Annotated in this window: 13 protein-coding genes and 1 pseudogene; 2 read left to right on the forward strand and 12 right to left on the reverse strand. The window is 59.9% G+C overall.

From position 1 onward, the window contains the following. Positions 1–353: 353 nt before the first annotated feature. A complete protein-coding gene (locus VIL80_RS16295; protein ID WP_332037149.1) occupies positions 354–1,475 on the forward strand; it encodes a TonB family protein in 1,122 nt (373 codons plus the stop codon). 21 nt (positions 1,476–1,496) lie between these two features. On the opposite strand, the gene VIL80_RS16300 is transcribed toward VIL80_RS16295, so the two are convergent. The 9 genes from VIL80_RS16300 to aptA all read right to left on the reverse strand — a co-directional run bounded on the left by VIL80_RS16300 (position 1,497) and on the right by aptA (position 16,422). After that, on the reverse strand, positions 1,497–2,327 hold the full coding sequence (locus VIL80_RS16300; protein WP_332037150.1) for an ATP-grasp domain-containing protein: 831 nt from the start codon (positions 2,325–2,327) through the stop codon (positions 1,497–1,499). Positions 2,328–2,419: 92 nt separating this feature from the next. Continuing rightward, positions 2,420–2,803 carry a RidA family protein gene (locus VIL80_RS16305; RefSeq protein WP_332037151.1) on the reverse strand — a complete coding sequence of 128 codons (384 nt, stop codon included), beginning with the start codon at positions 2,801–2,803 and terminating at the stop codon, positions 2,420–2,422. Between the two features lie 169 nt (positions 2,804–2,972). Beyond that, positions 2,973–4,859, reverse strand: a complete 1,887-nt coding sequence (locus VIL80_RS16310) for a hypothetical protein (protein WP_332037152.1) — start codon at positions 4,857–4,859, stop codon at positions 2,973–2,975. A gap of 255 nt (positions 4,860–5,114) precedes the next feature. After that, entirely contained in the window at positions 5,115–7,814 is a 2,700-nt protein-coding gene (gene pepN / locus VIL80_RS16315) for an aminopeptidase N (protein WP_332037153.1), read from the reverse strand. Between the two features lie 104 nt (positions 7,815–7,918). Beyond that, positions 7,919–10,615 (reverse strand): aminopeptidase N, encoded by a 2,697-nt coding sequence (pepN, locus tag VIL80_RS16320; RefSeq protein ID WP_332037154.1) that lies wholly within the window; start codon positions 10,613–10,615, stop codon positions 7,919–7,921. A gap of 242 nt (positions 10,616–10,857) precedes the next feature. Continuing rightward, positions 10,858–11,757, reverse strand: coding sequence for a transglutaminase domain-containing protein (locus VIL80_RS16325; protein ID WP_332037155.1), 900 nt, complete (start codon positions 11,755–11,757; stop codon positions 10,858–10,860). A gap of 364 nt (positions 11,758–12,121) precedes the next feature. After that, positions 12,122–13,387 carry an OmpP1/FadL family transporter gene (locus VIL80_RS16330; RefSeq protein ID WP_332037156.1) on the reverse strand — a complete coding sequence of 422 codons (1,266 nt, stop codon included), beginning with the start codon at positions 13,385–13,387 and terminating at the stop codon, positions 12,122–12,124. Between the two features lie 169 nt (positions 13,388–13,556). After that, a complete protein-coding gene (locus VIL80_RS16335) occupies positions 13,557–15,050 on the reverse strand; it encodes a CoA-acylating methylmalonate-semialdehyde dehydrogenase (protein ID WP_332037157.1) in 1,494 nt (497 codons plus the stop codon). 34 nt (positions 15,051–15,084) lie between these two features. Continuing rightward, a complete protein-coding gene (gene aptA / locus VIL80_RS16340; RefSeq protein WP_527250121.1) occupies positions 15,085–16,422 on the reverse strand; it encodes an omega-aminotransferase AptA in 1,338 nt (445 codons plus the stop codon). Between the two features lie 131 nt (positions 16,423–16,553). Here aptA and VIL80_RS16345 point away from each other — a divergent pair, with 131 nt between their 5' ends. Then, the gene (locus VIL80_RS16345) at positions 16,554–17,477 is read left to right on the forward strand and encodes a LysR family transcriptional regulator (RefSeq protein WP_332037158.1); all 924 of its coding nucleotides are present in this window, start codon (positions 16,554–16,556) and stop codon (positions 17,475–17,477) included. 8 nt (positions 17,478–17,485) lie between these two features. Here VIL80_RS16345 and VIL80_RS16350 read toward each other — a convergent pair whose 3' ends face one another. From VIL80_RS16350 to VIL80_RS16360, 3 genes and pseudogenes are all read right to left on the reverse strand, one after another. After that, a complete protein-coding gene (locus VIL80_RS16350; protein ID WP_332037159.1) occupies positions 17,486–17,884 on the reverse strand; it encodes a hypothetical protein in 399 nt (132 codons plus the stop codon). Positions 17,885–18,032: 148 nt separating this feature from the next. Further along, a complete protein-coding gene (locus VIL80_RS16355; protein ID WP_332037160.1) occupies positions 18,033–18,518 on the reverse strand; it encodes a DUF3574 domain-containing protein in 486 nt (161 codons plus the stop codon). A gap of 88 nt (positions 18,519–18,606) precedes the next feature. Beyond that, a pseudogene (locus tag VIL80_RS16360) lies at positions 18,607–18,805 on the reverse strand (NCS2 family permease); the annotation flags it as partial.

Raw genomic sequence — 18,805 nt, forward strand, 5'->3', positions numbered from 1 at the left:
TTTCCATAGTTACACCTTGATAATTGTTTTCATCCGGGTGCAAGTTCTCCGGCACTGCGAGGTAAAACCTGCATCGCGCTAACATGCCGGAGGTTGTAGGGAAGCCATAGAACCAGCTGTGGCACTGGGGTGGATCCAGATCGAGAAACTTACCGGCGGGAGGCATGACGGGGTGACTTCGAATGGCCGCAGGCATACTCAAACGGCGCAAGTCAGTCAGTGGGGTGGTGATTAAATCTCATCCGATTTTACAGCGATGCGAAAAACGGCGAGCATAAGGCCCGCCGTTTTTCTAGCGCTCGGAACACGTGAACACTGCGGCGGAGAAAAACTGAAAAAAATAAGGAGTAGGGATGTTTGCTTATCGCCCAAAGTCAGCACATTTTGCGGTTCTGATTTTTCTGTTTTTGTCCTGGAGTATCTTTGGCATAAATGCTCAGGCTTCGGGTCTGGGGGCTCTGTTCAAGGACTACCAAGCCGCCCTGGCAGAGGCCGATTCCGATGCCATCATGGAAAAAGCCTCCGCGGTGTATGAATACGCACGGCAGAATCTTCCGCAAGACAGTAAAAGCCGGGCCGCAGCGACACTGAATTATAGCAAGGCACTTTTCGCTGCTCGTAAGTTTCAAGCGGCAGATGATCTGTCTGAGGAAGCGCTGGAACGTTTCATAGCGTCTTATGGTGATGTCGCGCAGGAGTTGCTTGATCCTTATCTGGAGCGCGCGCGCACAGTTGCAGGTAACTTGGGGGCGTCCTCGGGGCACCGACAGACCCATCGCCACTATTTGCGAAAAGCGCTGAAGATCGCCGAGCAGTTGCAGGGAAAAGACTCGCAACTGTTTGCGATTATCTCACTCGAAGCAGGACGGATCGCGCTGGATAATGCCGGGTCAAACACCGCCTTCAGATACCTGGAAGATGCGCACGAGGCCTTTTCGGGTCCTTATAAAGATTCCACTATCTATCGCTTTCAGGCTAACTTTTATATGGGGAAATACCTGATGGCGAGGAAAAAATATCGCACTGCCCAGCCCTACTTCGAGGAAGCGCTGGCTGTGGCCGATACCGAAGGTGCGCCGGACAGCAAACTTGAAATGACCGTGCGGGCGTTTCTGGTGGATATTTATGAATCTGTGGGTGAGAGTGAAAAATCCATCGCCCAGTGCCGGGCCATCGGTAAGATGGTCCCGTTCAACATGGATCAGGAACCACAATCCCTGTTCCGCAGAATGCCCACCTACCCGGCCGCTGCCCTGCAAAGTCGGCGCGAGGGTTACGCGGTGGTCAGCTTTACCATCTCAGACAGCGGAATTCCCACCGATATCGAAACCGTTGAAACAGAGGGATCTGACAGTTTTGGTGTCGCTGCGGAAGATTACATCCGCGGTTTGCGTTATGCCCCGCGCTTCGAAAATGGCGAACCGGTGGATACGCCGGACCGCAAGTTTAAGGTGTCCTTCAGCCTCGCCAAGTAACGCGAAGCTCCCGCAGGTGGCTCAGGCCACCTGCCGCAGCCGCCGCCGGGGTGTACTCGGGCGCGTTGGATAGTTGGGGCCGGTGGGAACCGAGCTCTGCTTGAGGTACTCCAGTATCGCGTCCCGCAGTTTTGCGGTGCCGCCCTCGATACCCTGATTGCCGAACAGCCGGTTGAACTCGAACACGTAGGGATGCTCGCCCACCATGGCGATATCCCACCCCGCGTGGTTGATGTCGAGGGTGCGCGCCAGGTGCAATGCCAGGTCAATGGCTGCCTGCGGCACCGGTGCGCGATCGACGGTGCCGCCCTTGGATACGTTGTTGTAAAACCCTTGTTCCGCCTGCAGTCGCCAGTAGGCCGTCACCACCTGGCCGCCCACGATCACAATGCGGATATCGCGGTCGATCGGCAGCCACTCCTGCACGTACAGCACGTCGGTTTTTTCCAGGTAGCTGCGCCAGTCGTCCCGGTTTTCGATCAGCCATACACCGCAGCCGCGGGCGGCCTTCGGCAGTTTGGCCACAAACGGATGGTCCATGGCTTCCCACAGATGCTCGGCATTTTCCGGAGTGTTGGCGAGGATGCGGGTGCTGGGGGTATTGCCCGGTGCAACCAGCTCGAAAGCTCGGGTCATTTCGACTTTGTTGTGCCCCAGCCGATAGCTGGATTCACTGGGAAAGACGCGGGCCTTGAGGGCGTATGTGAGTGCGTTCAATTGCCAGTACTCGGGGAATAGTACCCATTCCGCTTCGGCAATCTGCGCTTTGTATTTGAAGACTTCTTCGGGTTTCAGTTGCAGGGTATCTGCGAAACCGAGGGTTCTGAATACGTCAAAAGAGATCCAAGCCACCGGTTAAAACACACACAAGTTGAGATGCGCGTTTTTACGGTGGCCCGGGATTTCCGTCAAGCAAATTTACACGGGGCGTGCAAAAAATCTGCTTATTTTGGTAACCGTGCGGTCACCTGGATTTCAATTTTCATGGCGTCGTTCAGCAGGCGCGCTTCGAACACGGTGGCCGCCGGGCGCACGTCGCCCAACCACTTCTGGAACACCGGCCAGCAGGGCTCGAAGTCGTCGCGGTTCGGCAGGATATAGGTCACGCGCACGATGTCCGCGACCGCCGCGCCGGCCTCTTGCAGGGCCTGCTGGATATTGGCGAAGCACTGGTCCGCCTGCTCCACCACGCTGTCGCTGATGCTGTTGGTGGCATAGTTGAAACCGGTAGTGCCGGAGACAAACACATAGTCGCCGTCCACCACTGCGCGGGAATAGCCGATCTTGCTCTCAAACTCCGATCCGCTGGAAATCAGTTTTCTGCTCACAAAATACTCCTTGTGGATAAGGCCCGCGATCGGGGCCTTGAGATAGTTGGGGGCTGGATCATGCCATAGGCCACAGAAAACCCATAGCGGATGTACGTAAGCGACCGGCCTGCTCATTGCGGCCGATCGCAACGGTGAAGTGGCAGCGGCCCCTGCTGTAGCGGGTGCTCTACTTATCCGCTTCCGGTAGGTGCGATTCTGCTTCCTTACGCAGGAAGCCCGCGGCCTCCTCATCCTGTGCCAGGTTGTGGTCGGTGGGCATGGCCCGGGTCTGCTGGTTCAGCTGGTGAATCTGCGAGGCGTTGCCCAGGTCGCGGTTGCTGGTGATGGAGGCGATGGACTCGCGATCCTTGAGGAAATTCACCACGTCGTTCTTTATGCTCTGCAGCTCGCGTTCGTCCCGGCGCATTTCCAGGATGTGGCGCGGGTGCTCCAGGTTTTTCATGCCGGTGGAGGCAAAGGTGCTGGAGACGATGCGGGAGACCACCACCCACGGCGTAATACTGCAGCGCACCAGGGTATTCTCGGAACGGGTGCTGTCGTGAATGCCGGTACCGGTGGAAATTTTCGACTCGGTAAAGGTGCCCTCGCACTTGAAGTACACCAGCAGGGATTCAAACTGGATCTCGGCAAAGTGCAGGTGTGCGGCATTGGCCAGCAGCTGGCCAAAGGATTTCATCAGGAAACCGATCAGCAGGATATGTAGCGCGCTCATACCGAGGCCGAGCAGCGTAAAGACCTGCTCGCTGTTCAGGATCTGGGTGAATGAGCCGGTGGCAGGGCTGGCAATGAAGCTGTAGATATCCACCACCTTGTACGCCAGCATCAGGGTGAAGGCGATGGCGATCGCGCTCAGTACATTGCCCGCAACCAGTGCGGCAAAGCGAGCCTTGCGGAAGGTCTCGCCCAGATCCATGGGTTTCACCCGCGGCTGGACTTCCTGAATCATTTCGCCGCGAAACCCGCCCTTGCCATCGGTCTGCTCCTGCAGCTGCGGATCGAGCTCGCGGTAAACGCGATTGGGCACTTCCTTGTAGCGGCGGTTGGCCATTACCAGGTTGTCGAGATTGATGAAAATTTCGTTCGGGTGCACCGACTCCTGCCAGTTCTCGCGCAGTTCCGATACTTCCGCCACCGGGTCGGCGACCGCGAGGCGCTGGCGCAACAGCACGAAACACAGCGCGCCGCTGGCGGCACCGAGCAACAGCGCGGAAACGATATACAGCCCCGGGTTCAGGTTGGGCACCTGGGCCAGGAAGTCGTCCAGTTGCTGTGGCGTCACGCGGCTTTTGGTCAGTATCCAGGAGGCGGCGAGGCCGGCCAGGACCGGCACAATCAGCGCCAGGGTGATGGCGCGGGACAGTGTGCCGCCGCCGAGGGATTCGATATTGTGTTCGGCACTGCGCTGAATCGGTTTGCCCGCGCGCCGCCAGATCACCAGCAGATAGACCATCAACAACACGGAATACACCGGGAACAGCAATTCCCCGGCGCTACCGGCAAAACCCGCCAGCGACACAAAGGCCACCAGCGCATACGCCACCAGCGCGAACAGCGTGCTGGTCCAGGCACCGAACAAACGCTGGGCGAAGTTGCGCACCGGATAGGGCATGAACAGCAGCTTGGGCACAAAGGTGTGCAGCAGGCGCGCGAGGAATCCCTGGGGCTCGGTAAACGTTGCGTTCTTGCGGCCGATCAGCATTTCTTCCAGTTGCTGCGCGTTGTAGGCCACATAGGCCGCCTCTTCCTTGGCGGTGCTGCTTTCGGATTTACTGCGGTTTGGTGCCAGCGAGGTGGGGTGGTTGCGGCCGACGAAATAACGCAGCACTGCGTAAATTCCGCTCGCGAGTACGCGAATCCCTGCACCCAGCAGGTACAGGCCGAACGCCATCAGGATCCAGCCGGCACCGGCGTTTTGTTTGACGGTGGCGGCGGCGGAAATCAACAGTACCAGGCCGGAAATGGTCTGCAGGCCACCGCGGATGGCGGTAACCCTACCCTCGGTCTTGAATGGATTTTTTAGTCCGAGGTCGATCGATCCGTAATCGAACGCCATGCTTCCCCCTGATGTTCTATACGCACACGAATCCGCAGCGGGAAAGTTGCGAATTGTCGGTGCTATCTGTGAAAAAATTTCTGCTTGCTTGTGCTGGAAGTTGTGACGTTCCACGCAATTTGCTGGCGGAGGGGTTATACCACGCTTGGTATGCGGGAGCGAGATTAGCGGCGCTGTCCAGCGCGTCGAAAACGGTGGGCTTCATGGCCGGGTTTGTCGGTCAGTCCCCGGCGTTCCGGGGACTGACCGAATGGCTTAGTGGCTGGCCGATTGCTTCGCGTTCATGGTTTCACACCATTCGCTCTGCTGTCGGCGCTCCTGCAGTACGCGGCCGAGCGCGGGCATCAACTCGGCGTTGTCCTGCAATACCGCGCGGTAGCCTGCAATATCTGCCTCGCCGCATACCACCGGGAACAGGCTGGCATAGGCCTTGTTGTACAGGGTGTCGCCGGTGGCGCTGACCTCGGGTACCGCATTGAACAGTTCCGCACTGAACTGGCGGTACAGCCCGAGTTGTTCGGCGGGGAACAGGTAGCCGGCCGCGGCGCGGATCTGGCTCAGTTTGAACTGCTCGCGTTTTTTGAGGATGTTGTCCAGCCACTCGCGCTTGGCCTCTGCGGTCGGGCGCACTGCGCGGGCGCCAATGGCCGCGAGCTGGGCGCGGTCGCTGTTGTCGGTCTTCAGCTGGTCGTCCACGCGCTTCTCGTAGTCCCCGTGCAGGTGGCGGTTCAGCAGCACAATCAGCGGCCAGCGGCGGTCCTGGTCGAGCACTAGGCCATCGATCGCCAGCTTGCCGTCCAGCATCTGTTCCGCGCGCGCGAGTGCTGCTTCGGAACCGGCGACATCGGCGAAGGCACCGAACCAGGTTTTCTGCACGTCACTGCCTGCGGGCGCCTGTTGCAGCTGCTGCCAGGTGAAATTCTCGATGGCGTTCAGGTACTGCTCGCGCTGTGCCTGTGGCAGGCTCAGGCGGAACAGGTAGGCGTGTGCGGATTGCAGGCGGCCGCTGATCAGGCGGATGACGTTGATATCGCGCTCGCCGCCGGCATTCTGCAGGGCGAAATCGATCCACTCGGTAAGCGGCATCTGTGCATCGGTGACCGCATCGAACAGGCTCTGCCACAGCATCAGGCGGGTGAAGGTGCTGTCGATCTGGTTGATGTGCTGTTTTGCCTGCGCGATGGAATCGGCATCCAGGCGGGTTTTTACATAGCCCCAGTCTTCATCGTTGAGGTTGAGGATCTGCGGGCAGGGCATGCCGGCGGCATCCTTCACTTCGGTGCGCGCGCCACCATAGGTGACCGGTACTCGCGCCACGCGCGCCATCTTGTCGTCCTGCAGCTGGTAAATACCGAGCTGCACGCGCTGCTCGCGCAATACCGGGTATTGTTCCGGCGCGGTCTGCTCGATGGTCAACTTGCTGAGCTTGCCGTCGTGGCACTGGAAGTCGGCACTGATGGTGTTGACGCCGGCCTGGTACAACCACTTCTGGGTCCAGTCGCCGAGATCCTTGTTCGCCGCCTTGCCCAGCGCGCCCATGAAATCTTTCAGTTCGGCGTTGCCGTAGGAGAAGGTTTTCAGGTAGTCGCTGACGCCTTGTCGAAACTCCTCTTTGCCCAGGTAGTAGGGCAGCTGATTCAGCACCGAGCCGCCCTTGCCGTAGGTGATGCCGTCGAAATTGGAAAAGGCTTCATCGGTGTTGCGCACGGTCACTTCGATCGGGTGGGTGGTCGGCAGCTGATCGGCGCCGTAGGCCCACTGCTTGGAGCCCAGGTAGAAGTTCTGCCACACATCGTCGAACTCGCTGTTTTCCGACAGCGCCAGCGAGGCCATGTAAGTGGCAAAACTCTCTTTCAGCCACAGGCCGTTCCACCATTTCATGGTAACCAGATCGCCGAACCACATGTGGGCCATCTCGTGGGCGATCACATTGGATAGGCGCTGGCGCTGGGCCTGGGTCTGTTCACCGCGGGTCACGTAGTTTTCGTTGAAGGTCACCGCGCCCACGTTTTCCATCGCACCGATGGTGAAGTCCGGCACGATCAGCTGGTCGTACTTACCGAACGGATACGGAATGTCGAAATATTTCTGGTAGAAGGCGAAGGATTCCTGGGTGAACTTGAACCAGTCCTCGGGCTTCACATATTCCGCCATGGCCTTGCGCGCGAACAGGCGCAGCGGAATGCCATCGGCACTGTTTTCCCACACCACGAAGGGGCCGGCGTGCAGCGGGAAAATATACGAGGAAAATCTCTTGGTCTGCGGGAAGTGCCAGCGCTTGAAGCCGTTTTTCAGGTCGGTGATCTTGTCTTCCCGCGCGGTGGTTACCACCTGCCAATCCGCCGGCGCAGTGACGTCCACGGTGTAGCGCGCCTTCAGGTCCGGCTGATCGAAGTGCGGGAAAAACCGGTTGGCCTTGTAGGGTTCGAAATGGGTATAGAGGTAGGCACTGCCGTCTTCGGTATCCTGGAAACGGTGCAGACCGGAGCCATCGGTGGAGTAGGGATGGCTGTACTCGATGACGATCTTGTTTTCGCCCTTGCGCACGTCGCGCGGCGCAATGCTGATGAAGTGGCCGTTGTAATTGAACTTAACCGGCTTGCCATTGGCGTTGACAGACTTCACTTCGCCGCCGGCAAAGTCGATGGTCAGCGGCTGCTTCAGGTCGCGGGCGAGGGTGGTGTCGGCGGTGACCACGCCGGTGAAATTGTCAGATTTGCCGTCGAGTTTCACCGCAATGGTGTAGTCCACATTGGCGATCTGCTCACGGCGCAGGGCGGCGTACTCTGCCGTGAGCGAGGATGCGGCCGCGCGCGAAATCACACCGCTGGTGTTTTTTCCCTGGTCCTGAGGCTTGGCCGGAGAGGTGGCCAGCGCACTGTGGGCGAGCAGTGCGGTGATGGCGGTGGCCAGGACCTTGTGGCTCGCGCTTTTCTGGTTGTTATGGCGGGGCATGCAATTCTCCCGTGAAAGTTTATTGGGCTGTCTGGCGTTATTAAGTGGGATCAATATACGCAAATAAAAAAGGCCCCGCAGGGCCTTTTTTATTGGTTTGCCGATCAGCCAGCGCTATGGCCGTTCATGGCGGCAGCCATGTTCAGACAGCTCTGGTTTCTGAAGCGGCGATTTTTCAGCGCTTTTTCCAGCAGCGGGTTCAGGGACTTGCCGCTGTTGAGGATTTCGCTCATCTGCTGAACACCCTTCTCACTGCAGCTCAGCGGGAACAGACGGGTGTAGGTGCCGACAAACTCGGAGGCATCACTGGAGTTGACGTCATCCAGTGCGCCGATGATGCGCTCGGCATTCGCGTCGTACAGTCCGCCCTGTTCGGTGGGGAACAGTGCTCCGGCGGCGTACTTCAGCTGGGCCAGCTTGAACTCATCGCGATTCTGCAGCAGGTTTTCCAGCCACTTGGCCTTGATTTCCTGTTGCGGGCGAATCGCTTCCGCGGCGATCGCATTCAGCTGCGAGCGGTCGGAGTTGTCCTTGGCCAGCTCGGATTTGATCGCCTGTGCATAGTCGCTGTACAGGTGCTGGTTCTGCAGGGTGATCAGGCCCCAGCGCATATCCGGGTCCAGCTTCAGGCCGTCGATGGTCAGCTCGCCGCGCAGCAGGTTGCGGGCATTGGCCAGCGCCTTGTCGGTGTGGGCTACACCGGTGAAAGTGCCGAACCAGGTCTTCTGGGTATCGCTGCCCGCCGGTGCTTTCTGCAGCTGCTCCCATGCAAAGGTCTCAATCGCGAGTTGCAGGCGGGTGCGCTTGGCGCTGTCCATCTGGAACTGGTTGAGGAACGAATAGGAGGTGGCAAGGTAGCGGGATACCAGGCGGATCACGTTGATATCGGTTTCCACACCGGCATTGCTGATGGCGAAGCTCACGAACTCGTCCAGCGGCAGTTTCGCATCAGTGACGGAGTCGAACAGGCTCTGCCACAGCATCAGGCGGGTGAACGGCTTGTCGATATCATTGATGTGCTTGGACATGTTATCCACAGACACCTTGTCCAGGTTCACCTTGGCAAAGGCCCAGTCGCCCTCGTTCGGGTAGACGATCTGCGGGCAGGCTTCGCCCTTGGCCGCGGTCACGTCGGTGGAGGCACCGGCGTAAGTTACCGGGATGGCCTTGCTCAGTACCATTTTGTCGCCAGCCATGTTGTACAGGCCCACCTGGGTGCGCTGCTCGCGCAGAACCGGGTATTCCTCCGGCGCGGACTGCTCGATGGTCAGGCTGGCAATCTTGCCGTCTTCACACTGGAAGTTGACGGCGATGGTGTTGAGGCCGGCCTTGTACAGCCACTGCTGCTGCCACTGGTCCAGGTCCTTGCCGGCGGACTTGCCCAGGTGACCCATAAAATCGTCCAGGGTGGAGTTCTTGTAGGACAGGTCCTTCAGGTAGTTGGAAACGCCCTTGCGGAACTCCTCTTTGCCCAGGTAGTAGGGCAGCTGCTTGAGGATGGAACCGCCCTTGCCGTAGGTGATGCCGTCGAAGTTGGCAAACGCCTCATCGGTATTTTTCACCGGCAGCTGGATCGCGTGGGTGGTGGGCAACTGGTCTTCACCATAGGCCCACTGCTTGGTGCCCAGGTAGAAGTTTTCCCAGGCGTCGTTGAACTCACTGTTCTCCGCCAGCGCCAGGTTGGCCATGTAGGTGGCGAAGCTCTCGTTCAGCCACAGGTCGTCCCACCAGTTCATGGTGACCAGGTCGCCGAACCACATGTGCGCCATTTCGTGGGCAATCACGTTGGCCAGGCGCATGCGCTGGGCCTGGGTTTTTTCGCCGCGGGATACATAGCCTTCGTTGAAGGTGACCGCCGCCACGTTTTCCATCGCGCCGGCATTGAAGTCGGGCACGATCACCTGGTCGTATTTCACGAAGGGGTAATCCACTTCGAAATACTTCTGGAAGAATTCAAAAGACTGCTTGGTGAAGGTGAACCAGTCGTTCGGCTTCACATACTGAGCCAGGCTCTTGCGCGCGAACAGGCGCAGCGGGATACCGTCGGCATCGTCTTCCCACTGGGTGAACGGACCCGCGTGCAGGGAGAAGATGTAGGAGGAGAATTTTTTTGACTGCGGGAATACCCAGTGATTCACATCGCCCTTCTGCGCGATGTTTTTCTCGCGCACGGAGGAGATCACGCTCCAGTCTTTCGGCGCGGTCACGTCCAGGGTGTAGTGCGCCTTCAGGTTGGGCTGGTCGAAGTGCGGGAACAGACGGTTGGCATCGTAAGGTTCGAAGTCGGTGTACATGTACACCTCGCCGTCCACCGGATCCTGGAAGCGGTGCAGGCCGGAGCCGTTGGTGGAGTAGGCGTGGGTGTAATCCACCGCGATCGCGTGTTTGCGGCCTTTCAGGTGCTCGGGGGCGATGGTGATGAAGTGACCGTTGTACTCGAACGGCACGGTTTTGCCATCCACCTGCACGCCCTGTACTTCACCGCCAGCGAAGTCGATGGTGAGGGGCTGCAGCAGGTTACGGCGGAACTGGGTATCCGCGATCACACGGCCGGAAAACGCCTCGCCGGTTTTGGCGATGGTAACGGACAGCTTGTAGTCCACCTGGGCAATCTGCTGCTTGCGCAGTTTCGCATACTGCTCCGACAGGCCCGGAGCGTTGTCGCGCGCGACGGCGGACTCGGCCAGTGCCTGGGCGGTGCTGGTGCCGGCAGTGGCTTGCAACTGGTTCGGTTCCAGGCTGCAGGCGGCGAGCACCGCGCTGCACAGGACACCGAGGGCGAATTTTCCGGATCTGTTCATGAGAACCCCTTGGTCACTTTTATGAGTATTTGTAATCGCGGGTGCCCGCAAACTGCGCCGGGACTCCCACTTGGACAAGAGGCACCTTATATCACGGGGCTGGCAAGACCGCGGGCGCTTTATCCCGCCTAACCAGCACTTCGTCGCGGTAAGGTTTTTATGGATATTTTTCACCGCTGCTAGAGGTTTTTTTTATTTTTTATTTTGCCTGGGGTTTTTTGCTTGGCGAATAATCCTGTCGCTCAGGAGCCTTTCCGTTTCAGTTCCCCGGCATTTTCCTCCCGAGTGAGTGCGCGCAGCCCCTGCAGCTCGTATACCCGGAGCAGGTTGTTTTTCGCTGCGGTATTGCGGCCGTCCAGATTCAACGCCTGGGTATAGCTCATCTCCGCCAGTTCCAGCTCGCCGGTCAACCGGTACAGGTAGCCGAGGCTGTTCCACACCATGCTCGAATCCGGATCGATGGCAAGCGCCTCGCGCAGCAGCACAAAGGCTTCTTCGTTGCGCTGTTCGTGGGAGAGCTCCAGCGCGCGGTTGTTCAGGTAATACGTCTGGACGATGGCATCCGTCAGCTTGCGCTGGGGGAATCGGGAATAGGGGCCGAAATTGAACTCGATTACCCGCGAACTCCAGCCAAACGACACTTCCGCATTGATGTGCAGGACGTTCTGCGTCAGCCTCCTGCCGTTGCCGCCGGTGGTGCTTTTGCGTCCCAGCGGTGCCTCCACCAGATTGAAATTTGCCTCCAGCCCCACTTCCCGCGCCAGCGCCACCATCAGCGCCGAAAACGAGATGCAGTTGCCGCGCTGCTGGGCAAATGCCTCCGCCGCGGTGGTGGTGGTATTCAGGTCGTAATCCAGCGCGAAACGATCCATCTTCAGGGTGCGCAGAATCCGGCGGAAGCGCTGGTTGGGGGAGAGAGTTGGGTCGATCGAATCCACGAACGCCCGCATCTCAGGGCTCACTGCCAACAGCGCCTCGGCGTGGTTGGTGCTTGGCGGGGCGGTAGCGTGGGTGTCGGGATTCGTCGCTGTATTTGCCACGTTGACGGTGGCTGATATCAGCGTGGCGGTATCCACTTCCAGTGCCGCGCGGTTCACGTTGGCGGGGCCGCTGGCGCAGCCAAATTGAATTAGAGTGATCACAAGTGCTATCCATCGCATCAGAGGTTCCTCCTGTTGATGGATAAATAGATGCACGAAAATATGGAGATAGATGCGTTGTATCGACAGATGCACTGGATCTGTCGTTGAGCGGAGGCGGGTGACGCGGGGGCCTACGGATAAAAAGAAAGCGGCGCGGCGAGCGGAAATTCTGAGCCGGTGACCGGTTTCGATTGGGAGGTATTGGAGGGTATTTGGCGACGTACGAGGGGAGCGTTGAGTAACCGCGGGAAGCTGGTCGAGAATGTCTTCGCTGCCAGAGCCTGGCAGGCCCCGCCTGCCCAAGTAAAAAGCCCCGGGGAATGCCGGGGCTTTTTTTATCTGCTAGCTAGCGTTGAATGGCAAATCAGAATGTACGCGACCAGCCGAAACGCAGGATATCCTGGTCCATGCGGAGCTCGGCTTCACCGCCGCCGAATGCGTCAGGAATGGAGTTATTCCCCTGCACGGTATTTTCAAAGGCGTGGGTGTAGGACACGGTGAATTCACCGACGCTGGTGTTCCAGTCTGCGCCCAGGCTCATGTGATCCTCGATCACCCCAGGGGCGAGAATATTGATGAACGCTTCGGTCGCGGGAATTGGCTGTTCCGCATGGCTGATACCTGCGCGCAGGGTGAGCGCGTCGTTCAGTCGGTAGGCCGCGCCAAGTTTGGTCACGTCGACATCCTGCCAGCCAAAACCGGGGCCGCCGTCGGCCCCCAGGGGCTTGCCCTCAAACAGCAGGGCGAGGGAGTTCCCCACAGATCCGGTATCACTGTAGAGAATACGCTGCCAGTCTGCGGCCAAGGTCAGGCGAGAAGTGGTGTTCCAGCTCAGACCGGCGCCGTAGCTTTCGGGAATGTCGAAGCCGCCACCATCCGCAAACAGTCCCTGGTAGCGATCAAACTCACCGGTTTCGATCTCGGAGGACCAGGTGAGGCCGAAACTCAGGTCTTCATGCAGGCGACCGATCCAGCCGAGTTTGACGCCCCAACCGTGCGACGTGTCGTGGCCGCGATTGGTGACGTTGCCCGCGCTGGCGGAGACGTAAGGGTTGTCGAAGGCCTGTAGGCCTTTCGCTTCAAAGCGCTGTACCGCAAATGTGGCGGCGATGCCGAACGCGTGGTTCGGGGTGGCACGGTAGGCCAGCGACGGGGTGATAAACAGCTGGGACAGATCGACCCCGGCTGCACCGCTAGAGCCGAAGGCGGCAAACGGATTGCTGGCGTAGCCGGTGTTCATGCCGCCATTTCCATACACCGCCACACCGTAACTGAGGTTCGGTGACAGCATACGGGTATAGCCCAGCTCCGGAATCACAAAGCCGGATTTGTCATTGCCGTCGTAACTGCCATCCGCACCGGCCTGGTTGCCGCGGATCTTTGCACTGCGATCGGGGCTGAACCAGGTCATGCCGATATCCAGGCGATCCCCCACCAGTGCGGTGCCCGCCGGGTTGTTGGCGGCCGCCAGTGCGTCTTGCGGCAGCGCAATGCCCACGCCGGCCATGGCCTGTGCCTTGGGGCCGGCACCTTCAATAAAGTAGCCATTGGTGGCGTTGGCGGAAACCGCGGTGAACAGGGAGGTGGCGGAAACTACAGCGGCGGACAGCCGGGCAAATTTGGGGCTCATGGGTCCTACTTTCAGGCTAAGCGACAGGTAAGAAATCGTGTGAAGGCGGGGAGTTTAAGAGCTCGGTCTTATAACCGGGAAATACGATTTGTTCCTATGCTTATGCCAAAAGCAACAATAGAGCAGGGGGGAGACTCCCCCGGAAAAACCGGGGGAGTCTGTTTGCGGATCAGTGGCTCGGGAAGGAGAACTGCGCACCCTCGCGCACGCCGCTGGACGGCCAGCGCTGGGTGATGGTTTTGCGGTTGGTGTAGAAACGCACACCGTCCGGGCCGTAGGTGCCGAGGCTGCCAAACAGTGAGCGCTTCCAGCCGCCGAAGCTGTGGTAGGCCACCGGTACCGGCAGTGGCACGTTGATGCCGACCATGCCCACCAGGATGTTGTCGCTGAAGTAGCGCGCGGCTTCACCGTCGCGGGTAAAGATACAGGTGCCGTTGCCGTACTCGTGATCGTTGATCATCTGCATCGCCTGCTCCATGGATTCGGCGCGCACCACCAGCAGAACCGGGCCGAAGATTTCCTCTTCGTAACAGGTCATGCCGGGCTTCACCTGATCGATCAGGGTGCCGCCCACATAAAAGCCTTTCTCGTAGCCGGCGACTTGCGGGTTGCGGCCGTCCACCACGATGGTGGCGCCCTGCTGCTCGGCGCTGGCGATATAGCCGTTCACCTTGTTTTTGTGTGCCTCGGTAATCACCGGGCCGAAGTCGTTGCTGCTGTCGGTGTAGGCGCCCACTTTCAGGCCGGTCATGGCGGCGGACATTTTTTCGATAAAGGTATCGGCGGCCTCATCGCCCACGCAGACGGCAACCGACAGTGCCATGCAGCGCTCGCCGGAGGAGCCGAAAGCGGCACCGGTCAGCGCGGCGACGGTGTTGTCCATATCCGCGTCGGGCATGATGATCGCGTGGTTCTTGGCGCCGCCCAGTGCCTGGCAGCGTTTGCCGTGGGCGGTGGCGGTAGAGTAGACATATTCGGCAATCGGGGTGGAGCCGACAAAGCTCACCGCCTTTACCGCCGGTGCAGTCAGCAGGGTATCCACCGCCACCTTGTCACCGTTGACCACGTTCAGCACGCCGTCCGGCAGGCCGGCTTCCTGCAGCAGTTGCGCCAGCAGCAGTGAACAGGAGGGATCGCGCTCGGAGGGCTTCAGTACGAAGGTGTTGCCGCACACGATGGCCAGCGGGAACATCCACAGCGGTACCATGGCCGGGAAGTTGAACGGGGTAATACCGGCAACCACGCCCAGCGGCTGCATCTCGCTCCAGGAGTCAATCCCGGGGCCCACGTTGCGGCTGTGTTCGCCCTTCAGCATCAGCGGGGCGCTGCAGGCAAATTCCACGTTCTCGATACCGCGGGTAAGTTCGCCCATGGCGTCGTGGGAGATTTTGCCGTGCTCTTCACCGATCAGCGCGCAGATTTTCTCCGCGTTGTCTTCCAGCAGCTGCTTGAAGCGGAACATGATCTTGGCGCGCTTCGCCGGCGGCGTGTTACGCCACGCCGGGTAGGCGGCCTGGGCCGCGGCGATGGCTTCTTCCACTGTGCTTTTTGCCGCGATCGCCACCTGCCTGGTGACTTCGCCGGTGGCCGGGTTGAAAACGTCCTGGGTGCGCTCGGCGGTTTCCACCACCTGGCCGTTAATAAAGTGACCCACAATGCTCATGTTTTTTCTCTCTCTCTCTGAATTCTGTATTTAATTAGCCGTTCGCGACTTCGGTAATCGCATCGCCCAGCGCACTCACCAGGGTGTCCACCTCTTCCGGCTGTGCCACAAACGGCAGGCCCAGTTGGATGGTGTCGCCGCCGTAGCGCACGTAGAAACCCTTTTCCCACATCTTCATTGCGATCTGGTAGGGGCGCAGCAGCGGCTCGCCGGGTGCCGCCTCGATGGTGAGGCCGGCGGCCACACCGCAGTTGCGGATATCGCTGATCAGCTGGGTGCCTTTCAGCTGGTGCACGCGCTCTTCCAGCACGACCGCCAGTTCCGCGGCGCGCGCAAACAGGTTTTCTTTTTCAAGGATATCCAGTGACGCCAGCGCCGCGGCGCAGGCTACCGGGTGTCCGGAGTAGGTGTAGCCGTGGGGCAGTTCCAGCAGGTACTCGTGGCCGCCCTGCTGCATAAACGTGTCGTAGATTTCCTGCTTCGCGATCACCGCGCCCATGGGCACCGCACCGTTGGTGAGCTGCTTGGCAACGTTGATGATGTCCGGGGTAACACCGAAGGCCTCGGCACCGGTGGCGGCGCCCATCCGGCCGAAGGCGGTGATCACCTCGTCGAAGATCAGCAGGATGTTGTGCTGGGTACAGATCTCCCGCAGACGCTGCAGGTAGCCCACCGGTGGCGGCAGCACGCCGGCGGAGCCGGCCATGGGTTCCACGATCACCGCGGCGATGTTGGAGGCGTCGTGCAGCGCGATCATTTCCAGCAGTTCGTCCGCCAGGTGCGCGCCTTCCTCCGGCATGCCTTTGCAGAACTTGTTCTGCGGCAGCACGGTGTGCGGCAGGTGGTCGGCATCCACGGCGGTGCCATAAAGCGCGCGGTTGGCGCCGATGCCGCCGACACTGATGCCGCCGAAGTTCACCCCGTGGTAGCCCTTGGCGCGGCCGATCAGCTTGGTCTTGCTGGACATACCCTTCTTGCGCCAGTAGGCGCGGGCGATCTTCAGGGAGGTCTCGGCGGATTCGGAGCCAGAACCGGTGAAGAACACGCGGTTCAGGCCTTCCGGCATGAACTGGGTGATGCGCTCAGCCAGCTCAAACGCCTTGGGGTGGCCGAACTGGAAGGCGGGGGAGTAATCCAGGGTACGCAACTGCGCGCTCACCGCGTCGGCAATCTCCGCACGGTTGTGGCCCGCGCCGCAGGTCCACAGGCCGGACAGGCCGTCAAAAATGCGGCGGCCATCGGCACTCAGGTAATAGCAGCCCTCGGCACCGGTGATGATCCGCGGGTCCTTCTTGAACTGGCGGTTGGCGGTATAGGGCATCCAGTGGGCATCCAGTTGAGACTGGCTCAGCCCGGCAAACTTGTCGCTCACTCTTCTTCTCCGGCTTGTTCGACTGTTGAGTTGCGGTAACTGTAGATGAGCTTTAATGTTTCATAGACTGCAATTAATAGATGTTTGGTTTCATAAATATGAAACTAAGTCCTGAGAGGTAAGGAAAGGTTATGGCGCGCACCCAAACCGCGCTGCTGGGGCAGCTGAGCGATATCGACCTGCGTCTGTTGCGGGTATTCCGCGCGGTGGCGGAGGCGGGCGGCTTCTCCGCGGCGGAGCTGGAACTGAATGTGGGCCGTTCCACCATCAGCCGCCATATCAAGGACCTGGAAGTGCGTCTTGGTGTAACCCTGTGCCAGCGCGGCCGCGGCGGCTTCGCCCTGACCCGCGAGGGGCGCCAGATCTACCAGGCCACCCTGCGTCTGCTCTCTTCGCTGGACACCTTTCGCGGGGAAGTGGCGGACGTACACCGGCGCATGACCGGCCACATCTCCATCGCCCTGTTCGACAAGATGGTCACCAACCCCGCGGCCCACGTGGGTGAGGCTCTGCGTCGGTTCGACGACCTGGCGCCGGAGGTGAGCCTGGATATCCACATCGAGCCCATCAACGAAATCGAGCGCGGGGTAATGGAGGGGCGCTTCCAGCTGGGGGTGATTCCCGCCCACCGCAGCTCCCCGAGTCTCGAATACCAGCACCTGTTCTACGAACAGATGTACCTCTACTGCGGCTACCGCCATCCGCTGTTCGGCACCGCCGATATTTCCATCGACGACGACGCCATCCGCGCCAGCAAGTACGCCGGCCTCGGCTACCACTCGCCGAATATGGAAGTGGGCAACCGCCTCGGCCTCGAGCGCGATATCACCGTCAACGACCAGGAGGCCATCGTCCACTGCCTGCAGTCCGGCCGCTACATCGGCTACCTGCCAGACCACTATGCGGAAACGTTTCTGAAGAAGGGCGAGATCCGCGCGATCTGCCCGCAGCGCTATCACTACGAGTGTGATTTTGTGGCGATCCAGCGGGTTTCTCCGAAGCCTTCACGGATCGTGAAAACACTGTGGGATTGTCTTGTGGAAGCGCACGCGTAATGCGAAAACTACGGTGAGTCTTTGACGATATGAAACCGGCTGCGGCGCGCCATCGCGTCTTCCGCGCGCCTGCGTACCTGGCGCTCCAGCCGTTTGCGCAGTTTTTCCTCATCGCTGGGCCAGCGGTCGGCCTCGGTGAGTGTGTGGCGCACCGCTTGCCACAGGTGCTGGCAGTTCAAACGCAGCGGGTTTTGGATGATGGGGTAGCGGTGGGCGGCATCGCACACTTTCAGCCAACCGTGCAGCCGGTGATGCACCATCAGCGTCGCCTTGACCTCACCGCCCAGGGTGGCGAGATGGACAAAAGCGGCATGGAGTTGCGCACGAAAACTGCTCTCGCCGGCGGTGAAATCCGCCGCGTGGTCGCGGAATTGCAGTTTTAATTGATACCACTGACACGGAAGCATGATGGTGCTGATTTATTGGAATTTACTGGCGTTCCCGGGCGTCGGGATTTGAGACGGCGATGGGGGGAACAGTTGCCCGGAACTCTACCGGAAACCGGGATTCAAGTACATTTGGCGCGAGAAAGTACGAACGGATTTCCAGAAACTTTTACGGGAACGAAACGCACACGCCGCTGCGCACCCTCAGCACAGCCCGTTGCTGAAACTGTTGCTTGTAGGCGGTGATGATTTCCTCAATCGCCTGGTCCTTCGCCAGGCTGTAGGGGTAGATAAGCGACAGTACATAACTTGGCTCCCGCACGATGTCCCCGCTCGCTCCCTGCCACTGCCCGGACCCCGCCAGTACCGTCAGGCCGTGGGGAAATTTGGGGGTGATGACATTTTCCACAAACGCCGCCCACTCTGCCTTGCTGACGAACCCCTGCGGCGTGTGTGTGCCGAAGTAAAGGTACTCCTGGACCTGCCGGCGCTCGTCGCTCCGGCAGTGCAGGTGTCCTGAGTCCGTGTTGTCGCCAGGGGTTGGTGCGGCACAAGCGGCGAGCAGCAGGCACAGGGTGGCGCCGGCAATGTGCCGGAATTCTCGCGGGATATTTTGGGGAAACGGCCGCCGGAACGGGCGTCGAAAATGGAGCAAGCACCCTCCGCATGTCTCTGCTGCCGATAAAGCGACAGGTCAGAGTATAGAGGGCGCCCGCTTCAGTTAGATCGGGCAGATAGGCCGATCAGAAGAAAATGAACTTGGCGGTGAACAGCGCTGCCAGCGCATAGACACTGATGCTCACGTCGCGGCCGCGACCACTCAGGGTCTTGATTACCGCGTAGGAAATGAACCCAAGCGCGATGCCGTTGGCGATGGAGAACGACAGCGGCATCATCACTGCGGCGATCACCGCCGGTGCGGCTTCGGTGATGTCATCCCAA

This window comes from Microbulbifer sp. (genome assembly GCF_036563125.1).
GTDB lineage: Bacteria > Pseudomonadota > Gammaproteobacteria > Pseudomonadales > Cellvibrionaceae > Microbulbifer.

What these genes read in the sequence shown, in the direction of transcription:
- VIL80_RS16295 (WP_332037149.1), top strand. Translation starts at nt 354, where the DNA reads ATGTTTGCTTATCGCCCAAAGTCAGCACATTTTGCGGTTCTGATTTTT.
- VIL80_RS16310 (WP_332037152.1), bottom strand. Translation starts at nt 4,859, where the DNA reads ATGGCGTTCGATTACGGATCGATCGACCTCGGACTAAAAAATCCATTC.
- pepN (WP_332037153.1), bottom strand. Translation starts at nt 7,814, where the DNA reads ATGCCCCGCCATAACAACCAGAAAAGCGCGAGCCACAAGGTCCTGGCC.
- pepN (WP_332037154.1), bottom strand. Translation starts at nt 10,615, where the DNA reads ATGAACAGATCCGGAAAATTCGCCCTCGGTGTCCTGTGCAGCGCGGTG.
- VIL80_RS16330 (WP_332037156.1), bottom strand. Translation starts at nt 13,387, where the DNA reads ATGAGCCCCAAATTTGCCCGGCTGTCCGCCGCTGTAGTTTCCGCCACC.
- VIL80_RS16335 (WP_332037157.1), bottom strand. Translation starts at nt 15,050, where the DNA reads ATGAGCATTGTGGGTCACTTTATTAACGGCCAGGTGGTGGAAACCGCC.
- VIL80_RS16345 (WP_332037158.1), top strand. Translation starts at nt 16,554, where the DNA reads ATGGCGCGCACCCAAACCGCGCTGCTGGGGCAGCTGAGCGATATCGAC.
- VIL80_RS16350 (WP_332037159.1), bottom strand. Translation starts at nt 17,884, where the DNA reads ATGCTTCCGTGTCAGTGGTATCAATTAAAACTGCAATTCCGCGACCAC.